Source organism: Coleofasciculus sp. C1-SOL-03 (genome assembly GCF_040220555.1).
In the GTDB taxonomy this organism is placed as follows: Bacteria; Cyanobacteriota; Cyanobacteriia; order Cyanobacteriales; family Coleofasciculaceae; genus Coleofasciculus.
In genome coordinates this window covers 1-18,240 of record NZ_JAVJUO010000122.1, presented here as the reverse complement: position 1 = coordinate 18,240, position 18,240 = coordinate 1, and the positions used below count along the sequence as shown (strand labels likewise).

General features: G+C 47.0%; 15 protein-coding genes and 2 pseudogenes. 5 read left to right on the top strand and 12 right to left on the bottom strand.

Annotation, left to right across the window (positions count from 1 at the left end):
- Positions 1-142 precede the first annotated feature (142 nt).
- The 7 genes and pseudogenes from RIE73_RS19175 to RIE73_RS19145 form a co-directional block, all read right to left on the bottom strand.
- Positions 143-1,015, bottom strand: coding sequence for a formylglycine-generating enzyme family protein (locus RIE73_RS19175; RefSeq protein WP_446402701.1), 873 nt, complete (start codon positions 1,013-1,015; stop codon positions 143-145).
- A 166-nt stretch (positions 1,016-1,181) separates the two neighbouring features.
- A complete protein-coding gene (locus RIE73_RS19170) occupies positions 1,182-3,887 on the bottom strand; it encodes an SAV_2336 N-terminal domain-related protein (protein WP_446402700.1) in 2,706 nt (901 codons plus the stop codon).
- A gap of 311 nt (positions 3,888-4,198) precedes the next feature.
- The gene (locus RIE73_RS19165) at positions 4,199-4,852 is read right to left on the bottom strand and encodes a transposase (RefSeq protein ID WP_446402699.1); all 654 of its coding nucleotides are present in this window, start codon (positions 4,850-4,852) and stop codon (positions 4,199-4,201) included.
- Between the two features lie 181 nt (positions 4,853-5,033).
- Positions 5,034-5,837: pseudogene (locus tag RIE73_RS19160) on the bottom strand (AAA family ATPase); the annotation flags it as partial.
- Positions 5,838-5,840: 3 nt separating this feature from the next.
- Positions 5,841-7,148 (bottom strand): annotated as a pseudogene (locus RIE73_RS19155) (VMAP-C domain-containing protein); the annotation flags it as partial.
- Positions 7,141-8,712, bottom strand: a complete 1,572-nt coding sequence (locus RIE73_RS19150; RefSeq protein ID WP_446402698.1) for a CHAT domain-containing protein — start codon at positions 8,710-8,712, stop codon at positions 7,141-7,143. The pseudogene RIE73_RS19155 and the gene RIE73_RS19150, both read right to left, overlap by 8 nt.
- A gap of 19 nt (positions 8,713-8,731) precedes the next feature.
- A complete protein-coding gene (locus RIE73_RS19145) occupies positions 8,732-9,151 on the bottom strand; it encodes a trypco2 family protein (RefSeq protein ID WP_446402697.1) in 420 nt (139 codons plus the stop codon).
- Positions 9,152-9,534: 383 nt separating this feature from the next.
- On the opposite strand from RIE73_RS19145, the gene hemL reads away from it, so the two are divergent.
- Complete coding sequence (gene hemL / locus RIE73_RS19140) at positions 9,535-10,836, top strand: glutamate-1-semialdehyde 2,1-aminomutase (protein WP_446402696.1); 1,302 nt, start codon at positions 9,535-9,537, stop codon at positions 10,834-10,836.
- A 325-nt stretch (positions 10,837-11,161) separates the two neighbouring features.
- Here the strand turns inward: hemL and RIE73_RS19135 are convergent, their stop codons facing one another.
- The 3 genes from RIE73_RS19135 to petN all read right to left on the bottom strand — a co-directional run bounded on the left by RIE73_RS19135 (position 11,162) and on the right by petN (position 12,183).
- On the bottom strand, positions 11,162-11,653 hold the full coding sequence (locus RIE73_RS19135) for a YajQ family cyclic di-GMP-binding protein (protein WP_446402695.1): 492 nt from the start codon (positions 11,651-11,653) through the stop codon (positions 11,162-11,164).
- A gap of 298 nt (positions 11,654-11,951) precedes the next feature.
- Positions 11,952-12,086 (bottom strand): hypothetical protein, encoded by a 135-nt coding sequence (locus RIE73_RS19130; protein WP_446402694.1) that lies wholly within the window; start codon positions 12,084-12,086, stop codon positions 11,952-11,954.
- Between the two features lie 7 nt (positions 12,087-12,093).
- Entirely contained in the window at positions 12,094-12,183 is a 90-nt protein-coding gene (petN, locus tag RIE73_RS19125; protein WP_071777176.1) for a cytochrome b6-f complex subunit PetN, read from the bottom strand.
- Positions 12,184-12,270: 87 nt separating this feature from the next.
- Between petN and RIE73_RS19120 the strand changes: the two genes are divergently transcribed.
- On the top strand, positions 12,271-12,729 hold the full coding sequence (locus RIE73_RS19120) for a hypothetical protein (protein ID WP_446402693.1): 459 nt from the start codon (positions 12,271-12,273) through the stop codon (positions 12,727-12,729).
- Here RIE73_RS19120 and RIE73_RS19115 read toward each other — a convergent pair.
- Together RIE73_RS19115 and RIE73_RS19110 are read right to left on the bottom strand one after the other, a co-directional pair.
- Positions 12,716-13,399, bottom strand: a complete 684-nt coding sequence (locus RIE73_RS19115; RefSeq protein WP_446402692.1) for an SDR family oxidoreductase — start codon at positions 13,397-13,399, stop codon at positions 12,716-12,718. The genes RIE73_RS19120 and RIE73_RS19115 overlap by 14 nt on opposite strands.
- 581 nt (positions 13,400-13,980) lie before the next feature.
- Entirely contained in the window at positions 13,981-15,147 is a 1,167-nt protein-coding gene (locus tag RIE73_RS19110) for a VWA domain-containing protein (RefSeq protein ID WP_446402691.1), read from the bottom strand.
- Between the two features lie 498 nt (positions 15,148-15,645).
- On the opposite strand from RIE73_RS19110, the gene RIE73_RS19105 reads away from it, so the two are divergent.
- From RIE73_RS19105 to RIE73_RS19095, 3 genes are all read left to right on the top strand, one after another.
- Positions 15,646-16,269, top strand: a complete 624-nt coding sequence (locus RIE73_RS19105; RefSeq protein ID WP_446402690.1) for a hypothetical protein — start codon at positions 15,646-15,648, stop codon at positions 16,267-16,269.
- Positions 16,270-16,709: 440 nt separating this feature from the next.
- Positions 16,710-17,093 carry a response regulator transcription factor gene (locus tag RIE73_RS19100; RefSeq protein WP_446402689.1) on the top strand — a complete coding sequence of 128 codons (384 nt, stop codon included), beginning with the start codon at positions 16,710-16,712 and terminating at the stop codon, positions 17,091-17,093.
- A gap of 940 nt (positions 17,094-18,033) precedes the next feature.
- Positions 18,034-18,240, top strand: a 207-nt coding sequence (locus tag RIE73_RS19095; protein WP_446402688.1) for a PD-(D/E)XK nuclease family transposase, incomplete at its 3' end; no start/stop codon positions are given.

Below are 18,240 nucleotides of genomic sequence, written 5' to 3'. Positions count from 1 at the left end.
GCTTAAATGCAACAATCTTGAACATTTTTCCCCATGATATTGGAAGAGCCGAGACTTTGAATTCCAGTTCACCCTAGAATTGGGGGGCTAGGGCAGCTAACAATCTCATCGGCAAAGGGCAAAAGGGCAAAAGAGCAAAGGGCTATTGAAGAATCCTCGGCAACTCGCACACTACCCGAAAACCAACAAAGTCGTTGATGTCGATGCCGGGGTAAGAGGTAAAGCGAGACGCACAACGGCAACGGCTTGGAGCGAAGTTCCAGGAGCCGCCGCGTAGCACACAAATAGCAATCTCATCATCGCTTAACCAGGCACTTCCATCCTTCGGTGCGCCCTCGTAATTATCACGCCAGTGGTCTAAACACAATTCCCGAACGTTCCCGTGCATATCGCACAAGCCAAAGGCATTGGCTATGCCAAAATGGTCTACTGGTGTAGTTTTTTTGCGGTATTCTCCTTTGGGCCCTCGTCCATAAGAACCCGACCAGCCATACTCTGTGTTATCAGTTCCGCGATAATTAGCTAAATCGGTAGTAATCGTTTCCCCAAAATGAAAAGGAGTCGTTGTCCCTGCACGACAAGCATATTCCCATTCTGCATCAGTGGGTAGGCGATAACTGCGATGAGTGTATTGAGAAAGGCGCTGACAAAACTCCACTGCATCGTACCAACTGATACATTCCACGGGACGATTATCACCTTTGAAACGGGAGGGATTAGGATTGAGTTCGCGGTTAACTGGAGGTAAGGAAGCCACTACCCGCCACTGCGCCTGAGTTACTGGATACTTACCCATAAAAAAACTAGGCACGTTCACCTGATGCACGGGTTCCTCACTAGCGCTTCGCTCTGGTTCATACTCTGGGGAACCCATATTGAAGCTGCCTTTGGGTATCAGCATCATTCGTATACCAACGTCATCGCTCAGTTGCTCTACAAAAAATTGAGCTTCTCCCTGATGTCGCTTGATGATGACTTTGGGTTTCCCTTCCTGAGTTTCTAGGGGCTGGCTCATTCTCTAGACTTCCTGCACGAATCAAAACTTGCCTTCCTAACCCCACCATATCCTCAAAAGTAAGGACACACATCAAGGGCGCACGTCGGTGCGCCCCTACATATCGTGCCTTTACGTAAGTTCTGAAAATTTTAGGTAAAGGGCAAGAGGGCAAAAGAGCAAAGGGCTACTCAAAAATCCTCGTAAACTCGCACACTACCCGAAACCCGACAGAGGAGTTGTCGTCGCCGGGGCTATAGTTGTTGCGAGAAGCAGAACGACAATAACAAGGATAGCTGAACCAGGAACCGCCGCGTCGCACACGTCCGGCACTCTTATTATCGGTTAACCAAGCACTTCCATCATTCGGTGTCCCCTTATAATTATCATGCCAGTGGTCTAAACACCATTCCCAAACATTGCCATGCATATCACACAAACCAAAGGCATTAGCTATGCCAAAATGGTCTACTGGTGTGGTTTTTTTTCGGTTTTTTCCTTTTACTCCATCACCATAGGTTGCGGTTGCACGATAGTTTGCCAATTCTGCGGTCATTGTTTCTCCAAAATGAAAGGGGGTAATTGTTCCAGCACGACAAGCATATTCCCATTCGGCTTCGGTGGGTAGGCGATAAGTGCGATGAGTGTATTGAGACAGACGTTGACAAAACTCCACTGTATCGTACCAACTCACCTTTTCCACCGGGCGATGATCACCTTTGAAATGAGAAGGATCTGGATTAAGTTCGCGGTTAACTTGGGATAAAGAGGCAACAAATCGCCAAAGGCTCTGAGTGATGGGGTATTTGCCCATGAAAAAACTACTGACAACGACCTCATGCTGGGGTCTTTCATTATTGGAACTTTCTAGTTCCTGCTGAGGCGAACCCATGACAAATGTTCCCTTCGGAATCGCAACCATTTCCAAGATGAGATTCTCACCGAGGACTTCGATGAATTGGTTGTTGCTCCCCTGCTGACGCTGGACTACCCATTGGTTCTCTTGTCGGGTAAGCGTGGCAACTGTAAATTCAAAGGGTTGTAGGTCATGTTCCCTTGTCTCAGGTTCCGACTCTAGAGTAATAGTGGCAATGGTAAACTGCTCAACTTGGAGAGGAGGGAAAGACGAGTCTACATCTGAGGTTTTGACCAAACGTGCTGTCTCAAATTCCAGCGTCTTTAACTTTGGGAAAGAGGGTTCCGATACTGGCTTAATCCAATCCGTTCTCCGTTGAGCATCCTGTTCCACCAGTTCAGCCATGGATGCAAACTCACCCCCTAAACTGTGGAGGAATTGAGTAGCAATTTGAGCGAAGGGGAGAATCGCGGCTTGGGTTTCCTGACTCCAATCGGACTTGGGGGAGAGTAATGCGGTAAAGCTTTTAATCGGTGGAAGGTTAAGGCTTTTGGCAATGGCTTCGGATAGGGTGTCTAAAACGGTTGTCGTCTCATCAATCGGCGTTCTCTGAATGAGTAACTCTCGTACTCCCGGAGCAAAGTCGTACTCGATCGGCTCCCTAGACGATTTCTTGGTATCCCTTTGCTCCAACAGCTTACTGTCATACACCTCAGCCAGATGGATAGGTTTGGCTTCTGGCAGTAACAGCTTCTGAATCAAATTCACCACAGACAAGCTAACTGGTACTGCCGCCATCATGCTGGCTAATTGTTGAGCAATAGGAGATGCCGTTGCCTCAAACAGTTCAATCCGGGCGTCTGGAGACTGAGGATCGACAACAAATTCAGCGCGATCGCGTTCCTCATCTTGCACCCAATTCAGGTCAAACCATCGCGCCGGAGTACGCTGACGTCCAACCCCTGCAACCACTAAAGCCCATTGTTTCAAAGACTTAGCGGTTAAGGTGACTATCGGCACCGTTAGAGTATCAGACGATTCAAGTTCACGCCAGCCTAACCGTTGATTTATCTTGAGTTTGTGTCCTGGCGCACCGGGAGTTAATGCACTAACCTGGACACTAACCCCAACATCTAACTCACTTTGACTCCAGAGGCGTTCCGGTAAAAGCTGCACGATGGCGGTTGCACCGTGGGTACTCCACAGCTTCAGGAGGTTATGGATATCCCCTGATTTCCAAGCGGACGAACGACAATCACTCACCAACAATACCAGCCGCCGTCCGGTAGGATCGATGAGTTCTCGCGGACTGCGCGGACGTTGGCTCAACTCAGGGGACTGGGATTTCTGAGAAACTAGGTTTAGTTTGCCTTGTTCGGTGCCTTCCAACCACCAAGTCCGCACGTTCCGAAATGCCCCTTGTCGCTCTAAAATCTGCCGGAATTCCATCAGCGTGGCATCCCAGATAAAGCTAAATTCAGAGGCTTCAATAACGAATTCCAAATTCAACCAGCGTTCAGAAGCACCTTTGAGGACAGGTAGCCAGATTTCCTCCTCAGCAATGTGATTCACTGTCGCCACTTCATCTAAAACCTGCCGCGTCTGAGAGCGGACTTTTCGCATCAACGGACGTAGCGATCGCGCGATGGATAGTTTATCTTGTAACGCTGGGGCAGCTTGCACCTGAATCGGTAAGCCAGATTCGGGTTCCTCTTTGGTAATATCCTCTTCGGTCATATCAGCCGTCGATGGATTCGATTGAGTCAGATAGGCAGGCACAGTAGGCGGCGGCGGTTGCGACAACTTTGTCTCAACGTCTTCGATTATCACCGTAGAGGTGTCCTCATCCTGTCCAGAACCATCGGAATCATCATTGACAACAGGACTTTCATCCGTCCCCATCTGCAGTGCCAACCAAATCGCATCGGCAATGTCTTCGGCACTAAGCAGAGATTCCGCCTCGGTGAACGACGCTAAATCCTCATCGCTTAAAATTAAGCCTGCTTGTTGCAGTTTATCGAGCAACCGAGCAATCATTAGCCTACGACAATAGGGAATGGGGTGGATGGAATGGTTGATGTTTGGGGTTGCGTTGACTCAACCTAACTACTGGCGTGGCACAGCTAAAATGGTGGATTAGAATTGTAGGGGCGCACCGATGTGCGCCCAACCAACGTGCGCCCAACCGACGTGCGCCCAACCAACGTGCGCCCAATTTAACCGTCAAATTTATCCCCCAATTTTAGCTGTGTCAGTCCGCGATCGCGTGTTAGCGAAGCTTAACCCACCTTGAACCAGTATATATAGTGTGGCTGCGTAAGTTCTGTACAAGATTGGCGATCGCTCAATTAGGACGGCAAATGATAGTCATTAATTAAAGCATATTGTGAAAACTCTGGGTCATCTTCCCAACGCAAAGGATTGGTGTAAATATACCTGCGAACCTGTTCAAAATGTTCTGTATCACGCAAAACAGATTCATAATAATTTCGTTGCCATAAGGGGGTTCTCGGGGTTTCTCGCTGTTGATTAATGCGTTTGGTTGTGGCAGATTTGAACCCGGCAATTATTGAGGGTAGGGAATTGCTGTAACGGCGAAATTCGGGGGATAAGCTATGAGGGTTGGGTTTATCAGGGTTAGGTTGAAAATTGGGCGCATTTTGAGAAGAAGGCGCATTTTGAGAAGAGGGCGCATTTTGAGAAGAGGGCGCACGTCGGTGCGCCCCTACGGGATTGGTGATAATAATGATGCCATGGAGATGATTGGGCATGATAATCCATTCATCCAAGATAATTTCGGGTCTGATTTCTGGGGTTCGTAACCATTCTTGGGCAACGATTTTACCGAGTTGGTTTAATCGCATTTGCGAATCACAAATTTCCCCAAACCAACATTCTTTGTTGTGGGTACAAAGGGTAATAAAATAAGCGCTTGGTTGTCCATAATCATATCCTTGGAGGCAAATGGAACGACGATGATGGATTTGGGGATTATATTTCATATCAAATAATCTTAAAACGCAATATTAAACCGTAGGGGCGCACCGACGTGCGCCCTATAATATCATGTCCTAACGATTACCCATAATTGCAATACTGTAACAACAAGGGATTTAGCGATTTTAATTTTTTTTCATTTGTCCTAACCTTAATGCGTAGTGCTATAAATACCAACGTGCGCCCCTACTTATCCATGACAGGGCGCGAACTATCCAGTTCAGCCAACAGGTATCGAATTAACTTTTCTTGATCATCCCCCACCCATTCTCGCTCACGAGTCACCATAAAGATAGCATTCAGCAGTTGATCGGTGGCTAATGCTTCTTTTCTACGTCGGTCAAGGAAGGTTTTAATTAGCGTATCAACGTCTTTTCTCGATGCTATCTCATCTCCTAAATGAGCCTTGATAATCCGTTCTAGCTCAGCGCGATTAGGTTCTCGCATGGTGAGGCGCAAACAACGCCGTAAAAAGGGTGGCGGAAAGTCGCGTTCCCCATTACTCGTCAATATCACCAACGGAAATTCTTGACAAGTAATCCGCCCCCCTTGGATTTGGACTCGTTTATCAGCACAGGTTACTTCTTCATCATCGGTATAAGCCGTTCGCACTGAAACAGTTTTCGACTCGTTCTGATTACCATCCCCTTTTTCCAGACGCGCTAATTCAGCAATCTCAAAGCGCCCTTCCTCAAAAATTGCCAGTAAATCATTGGGTAAGTCAATATCACTCTTATCAATTTCATCAATTACCAAGACACGAGGACGTTGAGACGGGAGGAAGGCAGTACCCAGTGGTCCTAAAGTAATATAATTTGCTATTTGTTGCGGCTCATCGGTTTGACCCCCACTCGATTCTGCTTGCTTGACAGCCTGTAAGCGAGCGATCGCATCATAGGTATAAAGCCCATCTTTGAGGGTTGTACGGGTGGTAATCGACCAATAGAGGACTTCACCCAGCTTCAATTCTCTCATAGCTTGATGCCCAATATGACAATTTAGAGGCTTTTTGCGGGATTTACGACGGACTTCTCTGACAGTTTTGGGTAAATTCGCGAGAATACAGGCATCCAAAACACGATTTAACTCCACTTCGTTTGTCGATTCAGATAAGTTAGAGCGACCCCAAAGTGCGAAAGGAAACCCCATTTCAAAAATTAATTCAAAAATGCTAATCGAGCTATCTTGATGGGGCGCATCAATGAGTGTCAACCCCACTACATTTTCATTTTCTTCCTCGGTTAGCTCATAATATAAATCCTCTAAATCGCAGTCCTGACACCCTTTGAATCCTGTGGATGCCTTTTCCTGAAGCAAGGATTTTTTCTGCTGCCATTTTCTTTTCCACGGTTTGGGGTTGTAACTACGACTCAACCGCTCATATAGCCTGACCACAACTTTATAGTGATGACCAATCGGTAACTCCCTTCCAATTCGCTTAATCAGTTTCCAACAATCGGCATCACAATTGAGGAGTTGTTGAGGCAAGAAAATATGAACCTCTGAATCTGGAGGTAACTCATCAACAACATTCCCTTGTTCAATAAATTGCTTTAACACTTCAGGAATTACTTCCCAGGAGTAAGTTTCATCCCCCGTTAACCCACTATTGATATCAAGACCGACTGTGCGATAGCCTTGTCGAGCTGTTTTGTATTGCTCAACGTTTTCAATCAGCCACACTTGTAGCCGATACGCTTCTCCATCTTGAGATTGCGTTGCTGCCTCATCACTATAGCTAATCAGAATAAACAAGGCGGCTTGAACATTTTTGCCTTGCTCCTCTCGCTGCGTTTCTATCTGTCTTAAAAGCTTAGACCAACCCTTACAGTGTTCGTCTCCCCATTGTTGAAGTGACCTAATCAAATCATTTTTATTTGAAATAAAAGTCAGCCAAGCGGCAAATTCTTCTAGAGCTGTGTAACTTGATTGACCTTGAGGAATTTTTAAGAGTTCAGTAATCAGCGATTCGATTGTTTCTGGAGTTGAACGTCTCTTAAATGAGCGTGCCTTTACCGTAGCTTGATACGCCTGCTGCATTTCACCCAATTGAGCATTATGGCGTTGCAAAATTTCCCTGAGTTTATCTAAAGCAGCATCTTGAAGTTTTCGCTTACAGGCTTGGATCTGGTTCTCGCACTTATTGATTTCTTGCCCAATTTGTTCAAGTTGGCGTTCCAACTTATTTTGCGTAGAACCATCTAGCTCAGTCCGAAGCTGGGACTTAACTTTGTTGTAGTCCTGCTCCAGATCGTTCAATTTCTCTTCCCATAATTTGAGCGTGTAATCCTTGTTAGCCATCCCCTTGTTTTAACTGATCTAATTGCTGCTCACGTTTTGCCATCTCCTGCCCAATTTGTTCAAGTTGGCGTTCTAACCTATTTTGTGTCCCTCCGTCTAGTTCAGTCCGAAGCCGGGATTTAACTGTGTCGTAGTCTTGTTCGAGATCCTCAAGTTCCGTTGTCAAGCGTTCCAACTCTAGCCGTTGAAAGCGACTTAACGGTCGTTTTTGTGGTGGCTCATTGCTCAATGGCGTTGAGTCTGGGGATACCTTATCTGATTGAACCGGAGAAGCTGTAAATAACTGACCTCCCTCGTTATCCTCCCAGCGCAAATACAGCACCGGACGATACCACTCATATCCTTCAATCCCAATCGCCCTCTGACCCTGACGCAAAGCACTCACTAACGACTCTTTTTGTCCCAGGGAGTAGTAAAAGTCTTCGGCAAAGGCACTGGCAGCAGGTACACTAATCGAATACTGCATTGCCACCACCGCCGGAATCCCTCGACCAATCAAGTTCTGAGCTACCCCGTTAAATACAGATTCACTCAAGCGAGACATTCCGGTTCTACACCCACTCAAAACCACTAATACAATACCCTGCGCTGAGTTCGGTTGCTCTTGACGCTCCACATTACCTAATAATTCTCCCAGTTGTTGGGCGCTGATATAGTCAGCCGTTCCATCTGACTGCTCAAACACCAGATAACCTTGGGGTTCTCCCAGTAGCGCACCACATTCACATTGAGTGGTACTCTGTTTGTAAGCTTTCCCGCATCCTGGTGCATTACAGCGCTTGCCAAAAAAGCCATGACCATCAAAATGCAGAACGTGCGGAACGGCTGCTGTTTGGCGCTGTAGCAATCGTCTCCGAAATGCTTTCCAGGTTGGCGGTTCGAGAATTTCGAGTTGGATTATGCCTTGCTTCTGGGCGGCTTCCAGTTCCGATGCGATCGCATCTTGCTCAACGGAAGGTAAAGGCTTCAGTCCCATTCTCTCATCCCCTGCACCAGAGGAAATCAACAGGACATTGAGCCGCTCAACAGCAGGTAAATGGGGACGAGGACTGCGGTAGTCAATATAGCGCGAGAATGCCACGCCTTGATGGGCTAGAAACCCATACTCGTTATGAAGCAACTCCCAAGGATAATCGGTTAAACGGACATATTTGGGATCGTCGGCTGGAAACCTCAACCGAAGATGTAACCAGGTGCGATCGCGTTTAGCCTCTGCTACCGCCGTCTCAATCACTTGCTGAATGCGTTGACCCAATATGTGATAAAGCTTACGCCCGATAGTCGCCAAGTATTGGGGATGAAATGCACCATCCTGCTGTAGCAAAAGTTGTTCACGCACCATCCAAGCTTGCTCATCATCTTCAGGAAAGTTCTTTTGATCAAACGTTGTTGACTCTAATATCTTAACGACAGTGAAGCGCCTGTCTGGAGCATCGGCAGTCTCACCATCTAGAAAAGGTAAAACAGGTTCGTAATGAACTTCCCCTGATGAACCCTCCACACTCACTTTGAAGCCATCTTGCTTCCCTTCAATCGGATAGAAGCGCAGTTCCAGTCGGTTCATTTACCTCTTGCTCCCAAACTTAGCCACCCAAATCGTCAGCTATGTTACTCTCCTCATCGCCTTTGAGCAGTCCGGCTAAACTGTTCTTAACCGTCGTTGGCACCTGATCAGAATGCAGCGTCTGGTAAAATTCCATCAGACGTTCCTTATCGAAGAGTGGAGACAGTTTGACGTTCACTTTATGAACTTCGTTTCGCCCCAAGTCACCACCCGCTTCAGCTCCTAGCTCTCCCCCAGTACCCAAGACATTAATTTTGATACCCGCCTTTCCACTTGCTTTGGCAGTCCGCTTTACCGTAACTTGTAGCTCCAGTTCCACAGACTCAACAAACAGGAAGGGAGCCTCCTTATCCTTACCCGGTGCTACAGAAAGCAGGTCGTGTTTAACCTGTTGAATAAACTCAGCCAGTCCAATCGAGCGGTTATCGTTGTCAGACATTAGTTGTCTTATAGTATCCTGTGTGGTCAACTTCTGATTGTACACTTGGTCTACTTAAGAAAACATTTGGTGTTTTGCGCCGTAACGCACTGTTATCGTTTGTTTTCGTGCGTTAAGCTGTCGCTAACGCACGATGGCGGCATGACCCACCTAAAATGGTGAATTAGAATTGTAGGGGCGCACGCCGTGCGCCCCATTTAACCATCAATCTATCCCACAATTTTAGCTGGGTCAGTCCACTACAATAGGCGATCGCTAAAACTGACTCCAGCACATTTACCTGAATTCACTCGGTCAGCAAAATCTTCCCGGTTTCAGTAGGGGGATGGTTAACGCTAAACTTTATCCTGATAGAGATAAGCATCGAATCACAGGAGACAGTTTTGGTTACTACCTCGTCCTGGACAACCACGAAATCAGAAGAAATCTTCCAATCTGCCCAGAACTTGATGCCGGGGGGTGTCAGTTCCCCGGTTCGGGCATTTAAGTCCGTTGGCGGACAACCGATTGTATTTGACCGGGTTAAGGGTGCCTATATTTGGGATGTCGATGGCAATCAGTACATCGACTATGTTGGCACTTGGGGACCTGCAATTTGCGGTCATACCCACCCAGAAGTCATTTCCGCCCTGCACGACGCCCTCGAAAAAGGCACAAGCTTTGGTGCGCCTTCGGAACTCGAGAATGTCTTAGCCTCCATGGTGATTGAAGCCGTTCCCAGTATCGAAATGGTGCGGTTTGTCAACTCTGGTACGGAAGCCTGTATGGCGGTGCTGCGGCTCATGCGGGCTTTTACAGGCAGGGATAAAATCATCAAATTCTCCGGCTGTTACCATGGTCATGCTGATATGCTCCTCGTGCAAGCCGGTTCTGGTGTGGCTACTCTAGGCTTACCCGACTCTCCCGGTGTCCCTAAATCGGCAACAGCTAGCACACTGACTGCCATTTACAACGATTTGGAATCGGTCAAATCCCTCTTTGACGCCAATCCGGATAGCATTGCTGGGGTGATTCTGGAACCTGTGGTGGGTAACTCTGGCTTTGTTCCCCCGGATGCTGGATTCCTGGAAGGCTTACGCTTGATTACCCAGGAACATGGTGCGCTGTTAGTCTTTGATGAAGTGATGACGGGGTTCCGGATTGCCTATGGTGGCGCTCAAGAAAAATTTGGGGTGACTCCCGATTTAACTACATTGGGTAAAGTCATAGGTGGCGGTTTACCTGTCGGTGCTTATGGGGGACGTAAAGATATCATGTCCATGGTTGCACCTGCTGGTCCGATGTACCAAGCTGGCACACTTTCCGGTAATCCCTTGGCGATGACGGCGGGGATTAAAACCTTGGAGTTATTGCAAAAACCCGGAACTTACGAACAGCTTGACAAAATCACCAAAAAACTGGCAAACGGGTTATTAGAGATTGCCAAAGAAACGGGTCATCCTGCCTGTGGTGGACAAATCAGCGCCATGTTTGGCATGTTCTTCACCGTAGGTCCTGTGCGTAACTATGACGATGCCAAAAAGTCAGATTTAGCCAAGTTCAGCCGCTTCCATCGGGGCATGTTAGAACGGGGAATTTATCTGGCACCATCCCAGTTTGAGGCAGGATTCACCTCCTTAGCGCATACTGATGAGGATATTGACCGCACGCTAGCAGCGGCGCGGGAGGTTATGTCGAGTTTGTAGAGATTAGGACGGATTCTGTTTTGCATTAGGGTAGGGGTACGACATGTCGTGCCTCTACAGATGGTGGTTCAACGGTAAACGGCATAAGTAGGTGGACACAATAAAGTTTATAGCAACCGCCATAGCTGTCAGGACACATCATTTATGTAGAGACGTTGCATGCAACGTCTCTACAATGGTGCCTTTGTCTCAATATGGTTGAGTTGGGATTAGGGCGGAAATTTAGGTTGGGATTAGGGCGGGTTTCGTTGTTCAGTTTGAGGCGGGTTTACCCATTTTCTCCCTAAACCCGCCCCTACATCTTTTTTGCGCCAGCTTGCGGATTCTATCGATAGTTTGTAAATTGCAGCGCTACGGGTAAATCTTCCTGTTTCAATCGCTGGATAATTTGCTGTAAATCATCTTTAGATTTACTCGACACCCTAACCGCATCGCCTTGAATCGAGGCTTGTACTTTTTTGAATTCGTCCCGAATCAGTTTGGCGATTTTTTTGCCAATATCTTGACTAATTCCTTTTTGCAGTTTAATTTCTTGGCGCACTCGATTGCCACTCGCTGATTCAACTTTGCCGTAGTCGAAAATTTTCGGGGAGAGTTTACGCTTGGTGGCTTTGGTGAGCAGAATGCTATGTACGGTATCGAGGGTGAATTCGCTGTCGGTATTCACGGTAATGGTGTCATCCCCTAAGTCAACCGTTGTCTTCGTGTCTTTCAAGTCATAACGGTTGCTAATTTCGCGATTGGTTTGGTCTAAGGCATTCACCAACTCTTGTCGGTCAAAATCACTGACGATATCGAATGAATAGGTTGAAGCCATAATTTAAAGATGTGATCGCATTCAGAAGGTACAATTATCCCCTTATAGCGCTAAACCTAGCCGCTTTCAACATTGAATATGACTCATCATTGTCCTGTCTATCGCGTTTTCTGATGAGATGTGAAACTCACGGTAGTGTAAAAAGGGAATAGGCAATAGGCAATAGGCAATAGCAGGAGAGAGTGGCATCGGTGCTACCTGTAGGGCACGGCAGTGCCGTGCCCCTACTATTGGGGGAATTTTTTCTCCCCCATCTCCCTCATCTCCCCCAGCTTCCCTATCCCCTACAGTATTGGGTTTACAGCTTCTTATCCCGATCGCGGCGACGGCGATCGCGCCATTCAATGGCGGTTAAGTAAGCGACGCCCCCAGTCACTAGGACTAGGAGTCCCGCCGCGGCTAAAAATATGACGGTAAAAACAGAACCTTCCACAATCTCTCTAGAACCCGTTACGCGCCCAGACTACCATCGCAATTGACCAAGTGAACAGAACCAGAGTGGCGACCCAGCCTAATGACAAAATATCCATCGTGTTTTATGAGTAGTAATTAAGAAATGACTTCAAAGTTTATGATAATTCAATTTGAACCGTCTTTGACCCTGAGGCTGAAAAGTTGTGAACTCTTCCTTTGACCCAACTGACGCAGAACGGATCGAATCCTTGAAAGCAGCTAGCCTGGGGGGATTATCCCTCACCTTAACCTATTGTGCGATCGCACTCTTGCACTGGCTGCTTCTCCCTACCCCATCCCCTATCCTCAGTTTACTGGATGTCCAGCTTAATCTAACGTTACTGCTCAAAGTCGCGATCGCGTTTTTGTCTGGCTTCTTGTTCGGTGTCACCTACCGCTACGCCATCCGGGATGACCGAAATCCCCAACTCAACGCGGGAGTTGTGTTTGCCTTTGGTTTGGTGCGGGGTTTGGCTGCACTAGAGGGACAGCCAGATATCACGAATTCCCTTTGGATAGGGGGGATCTTAGTCATCGAGAGTCTGATCGAATTCGCGATCGCCCGTTTTACTCTCGATTGGGCAATTCAGCGTCGTTGGGTCAAACCCTTCACCTCAAACTGAGTTCCTCAAACTCCGGATAGCCATACATCTGCGCCCGATCAACCGCCGCCAGGACTTTATTATTCGCCGCTTCTGAGAACAGACATTGACACACCAACTGGGCGACATCGGCGCGATGAATCGTCCCCGCCACTCGTTGATCTTCCGTCACCACACCCGTTCCGGTTGCGGGTTCGGACTTTAATCCACCCGGTCGAATCACCGTGTACGTCAATCCGCTATCCTTTAAATAGTTCTCCGCTTGTTCTTTTTCAATAAGTACCGGCTTTAACGTGGTCAACGCTTGGGGGGGTAAGGCGATCGCACTCTCACCACTGCCAATCGAGGAAATCAAGATAAATTTTTTCACCTTAGCCTTGACAGCCGCATCAATTAAATGCTTATTGCCCAAAAAATCGGCTCGTTGACCATCCTTGGGTAAGCCACCTATCGTACTGATCACCGCCTGAATCGGTTGATTTCCCAGCATGGCTTGTTCAACCGTTGCCGCATCTAGGGCATCTCCCATCACCACCTGAATCCCCATCGCTTCTAACGCTGGGCGAGAGTCCGGGGAACGCAAAAAAGCTTTAACCGCCTGGTTTTGCTCAACCAAACAGTTGGCAATTTCTCGACCCACGCCGCGACTCGCGCCAGCGAGGAAAATATAAGACTGATTAGTTTTGGTCATGTCCTTCCTTAGAGAAAATTCGTCCTCTGTTTTCACCTTATTTTCACAATTGCCCATTATCTTAAAAATAACGGCGACCAATTGGAGAATAATCGAGTTATCTAGTGTAACTAGACCAGCGCGGCGGAGGTAACTCTCCAGTTGGAAAAGGTGCAAAATCGGTATAAGCTTTCTGCCCTCCTGCCTCCTACCTTCTGCCTTCTGCCTTCTTGCACTAGCGCTTTTATCTGAGCAAAATCTTGACAAAATTAGGCTCTGCCCTAAAATTTAGGTAAATTCCGGCGATTTTCGTAGACATGCTCACGAAAAGTTCGGTACAGTTGAGATGCAAGAAAAAGCGCCACTGAATTAAGCCGTTAATTCAGCAACGCCTGACCAATTGAGTTTTCTAGTCCTGGCAAAAATTATAACAAATTGTGATAGCGAAGGGTTAAGTGCCCTTTTGCTGTCATAATTTCTATTTGCCTTCTGTCTGACGTTTTCTGGTTAACACGACATCCAGATTAACTACCCCCTTTTTGGTGGAGTAAGGGTTTGGGAACCAAATTTGGTGGAGTAAGGGTTTGGGAACCAAACCCCTACTAAACACCATACCCCCGTGCAGCCGCCCATTGTCCAATATCTTGACGCCCAATTGCAGCAGCCATTAAATCGGGAAATTGGTCAGGCGTACAAGCCATAGCTGGGATACCCAATTCGGCAAGTTTTTCCGCTATCCAATGATCATACATAGGCGCACCTTCATCATTGAGAGCAAGCAGCGTGATAAACTGAACCCCTAATCCCACCAGTGCCGCCACACGCTTAAGCATTTCGTCCTGATTTCCCCCTTCATATAGGTCACTAATTAACACTAAAATCGTCTCCTGAGGACGACGCACCAGTCCTTGACAGTAGGTGAGGGCGCGGTTAATATCCGTTCCGCCTCCCAGTTGAGTCCCAAAAAGTAAGTCTACCGGGTCTTGTGCCGCATCAGTTAAGTCTACGACTGACGTATCAAAGACAACAATTCGGGTTTGCACCGCCCTGAGAGAGGCTAGAACTGCGCCAAAGATGCCAGCATAGACGACAGAGGTTGCCATGGAACCACTTTGGTCGATGCAGAGAATAATATCCTGTAAGGAACTACGCTTACGTCCGTAGCCAATTAGGGTTTCGGGGATAATCGTGCCGTATTTCGGTTGGTAATGTTTCAGGTTAGCCCGGATAGTGCGGTTCCAGTCAATTTCATGATGGCGGGGACGGCGGTTACGAATCGCCCGATTCAGACTACCGATTATCGCTTGGCGGGTAGGATTGGTTAATTTACGCTGCAACTGTTCCACCACTTGACCCACCACACGGCGGGCGGTTTCTTGGGTTTTGCTGGGCATAATACTGCTGAGGGATAGCAGATTTGCCACTAAATGAACATCCGGTTCAACAGCGTCCAGCAATTCCGGTTCCAGCAGCATCTGTTGCAGGTTCAGGCGGTTTAAAGCATCGTTCTGCATCACCTGCACCACGGAGGCGGGAAAATAGGTGCGAATGTCCCCTAACCAACGGGCAACATTGGGGGAAGAATGCCCGAGTCCGCCCTGGCGGTCAGAATCGTAGAGGGCGCTGAGGGCATTATCAATCGCTTGGTCAGCTTGATTGAGGGAAAAGGAATCGGCGGCGTCTCCCTCTCCATTTCCCTGACAAATACCATCGGCATCGCCACCCCCTAAGAGAAGTCGCCAACGGCGTAGGCGTTCTGGCTGGGTCATCGTTTTTAGCGTTAATTACTGAATGCTGATTGAGGTATTGTAGCTAATCTCGGATTAATGGGTTTGTTGAAATGCCAAGAAATCTAATAGAATTTTTTGATGAATATATTATATCCTATTGGACATATTTTAAGAATGATACCCTGAATATTTTCTCTAAGTTGCATCAAAAACTGTTTCTCCTGATAGAGAATAATACTCGCAACTTCAACAGGTGGGCTAATCATTCGTCATACCATTAAATTTATCGTGCTGTGGTATATTATCCTGATTACTACATTTTATAATAGTAATGACTAAGCTAGACCAGCGCGGCGGAAGTAACTCTCCAGTTAAAAAAGGTGCAAAATCGGTATAAGCTTTCTGCCCTCCTGCCTCCTGCCTCCTGCCTTCTGCCTCCTGCCTTCTTGCACTAGGGTGTGCGATGAGCAGGGTAGCGCTACCAGTCCCTGTTATGTCCCTAGTCGGACATGGTTTTAACAATAAGGATAATTGACAATGAAACAACTCTCCAGCAAATCCTGGATAATTGGCGCGATCGCGGCTGGATTCATGAGTACCTTGACACCATCGGTGCAAGCCCAGGATATCTTTGATAATGGGGTGATTCAATTCTCAGAGGATACGATTGTGGAATTTGAATTCCTGCAATCTCATGGCTCATACCTAGCCGCGTTTGGTGTACGGAATGAAACAACAGGGGAAGAAACGATTCTGTTTCAGGAAGTCAAACCCTATGATGCGTTTGGCACAAACCAGCCTGTAAAAACCTCTCGCGGTCAAAATGATTTTGGCACACAATCGGATTTTGTTGGCACAGTAGCGGGAGGAACGGTATCGAATCAATTCAGCGAGTTTTTGTTTGAAGCCAATAACCGCTATGTTTTCTTTCTTGAATCAGTAAGTCCTACGGGTCAAACCCGACGCCGTATTGTTTCGACGCAAAACTTGGTTCAGTTTAATGGTCGTTTAAACGGCGGTAGAATGGGGAATGTTAAGGGAACTCGCCTATCTTGGGAAGATGGAGGACAGGTAGAAGTTGGTAATGATGATGACTTCGATGATTTTGTGATTGAAGCCGGGGGATATTTAATTGACTGGAATTGTCCACCAATTCAGTAAAGGGTGAGTAGCTGTAACCAAAAAGCTGTTTGGCATTTAAACCTTAATGCTAATAATGGCGCAATCCTCGTAGTGCGAGCATCTTGCTCGCTACTCATACCTAAGCTGAATGCCACTGACTTTAAAGTTTGTAGTCAGCGCTTTAGCACTTCTGGCACTAAAGTGCCTACTACGAACCCAGCTTAAGTCAGTGCCATTATACCTAAGCTTCCCTATATCCCCATCTCCCCTATCTTCCCCATCTCCCCCATCTCCCCCATCTACCCCATCTACCCCATCTACCCCATCTCCCCGATCTCCCCCAACTCCCCCATCTCTCCCAAGTCAGCCAGATGGCGGAACCTAAGTTAACTGAAATCAGCCTTATGACCATATTTTGCCGCTCAGAGTAAATGTTATAATGCCTTAAAGCTAGAGAGCCAGAGTAGGTATAGGTTGTTATGAGTACAGTGTTAGTCGTAGAGGACGATCTCACCCAACAACATTTGCTCTCTAAGCTGCTTGAGCGTGTAGGGCTGACAGTGGTTGCGGCTGGGGATGGGGTGGAAGCGTTGGAAAAAATTCAGCAGTTTCGCCCAAATTTGGTGATTTTAGATATTGTTCTTCCCCGGATGAATGGCTATGAAGTCTGTCGTCGTCTGAAATCGGAACCTGAGACTGAGAATATCCCAGTGTTAATGTGTTCCGCGAAAAAAGAGGATTTTGACCGCTACTGGGGAATGAAGCAAGGGGCGGATGCTTACCTAGCCAAGCCTTGTCATCCCCAAGAAATCGTTGAGACTGTAAAGAAATTATTAAAGTCCCACCATCAAGCTGCTAGCTGATGGGCAATCGTTATTTGTCCTTTGTCCTTCGTCCTTCGTAAGGGTTTGAGGACTATTTACCGAAAAATTGGGTCTAAAGCCTCGTTCTTCTAGGACGACTTTGTGTTAAAATTCGCTTAGAAGAATCCTCACGCATGCAAGGCTGAGGAGTGTCAAAATACAGTGCTGTTTTCTTTTGTCGGACAATACATTTCCTTTCAGCAGCTATCTGCAACCTTTCGACGCGGCGACTTAATAACTAAGCTTCAGGAAATTCAAAACGACTAAAGAGTTAAGTTCTCCATTCCCGACGAATTCATCTTATTGCCACACCAAAATACTCTATGCCATGCTTGGCGCTTGACCCCACTAAATCAGGAGCGTTTGTCCATTGCACTTCCTCCAGAAATCTCCCAAGTTGTTCAGGTAGAATACTCCAAAGCCATGGTTCCCCACCTATCTTGAGAATCCAAAGCACAAGTCCTGTCCAATCGGGTTCTTCCCTATCCAGTCAAAAGCCTCGTACACCCAGACCATTCTTCGGGAACGAGACCATCGAACGGCAGTGGCACTAACCGCACCCGATGCTACCAGTAAATCTGCGGTTGCGTTGACAATTCCTGCTGGCAGTACCTTGTCCATTCCGGGCTTCGCGCCCAGAGTGACAATGTTCAGTGCTACCTTACGCGCTGTGTTACTTGGTTTGTCTTTGTACATTTATTTAAGAAAAATAACCTTTAAAATGGCTACAAGGCTAGTTGTCGAGATTTTTTAACGATCCGTTCTTGGGTATAATTCCTCACGATTGTGCTTGTGGTAGAGGTTTGATAGTCTTGCACCTATATACTTTTACAGTATAGTGTGTTGAAAATTATCAACTCTATCTTTTTGATATCCAAGGTATCAACATAAGACGAAATCTGTCAAAATAGATGCAGTAGACGTTCCCATTGATGCCCTTATGTCCCCAACACACATCAGATTTGATTGGGCGATTAAAAAGTTACTGAGAAACAAAGCCAATTACGGTGTTTTGGCAGGGTTCTTAAGTGAGTTATTAAGAAAACCAATCACGATTCAATCCATACTCGAAGGTGAAAGCAATCAACAAGCGGAGGAAGACAAGCTAAATCGAGTCGATATTCTCGCGGAAAATGACCAGGGAGAA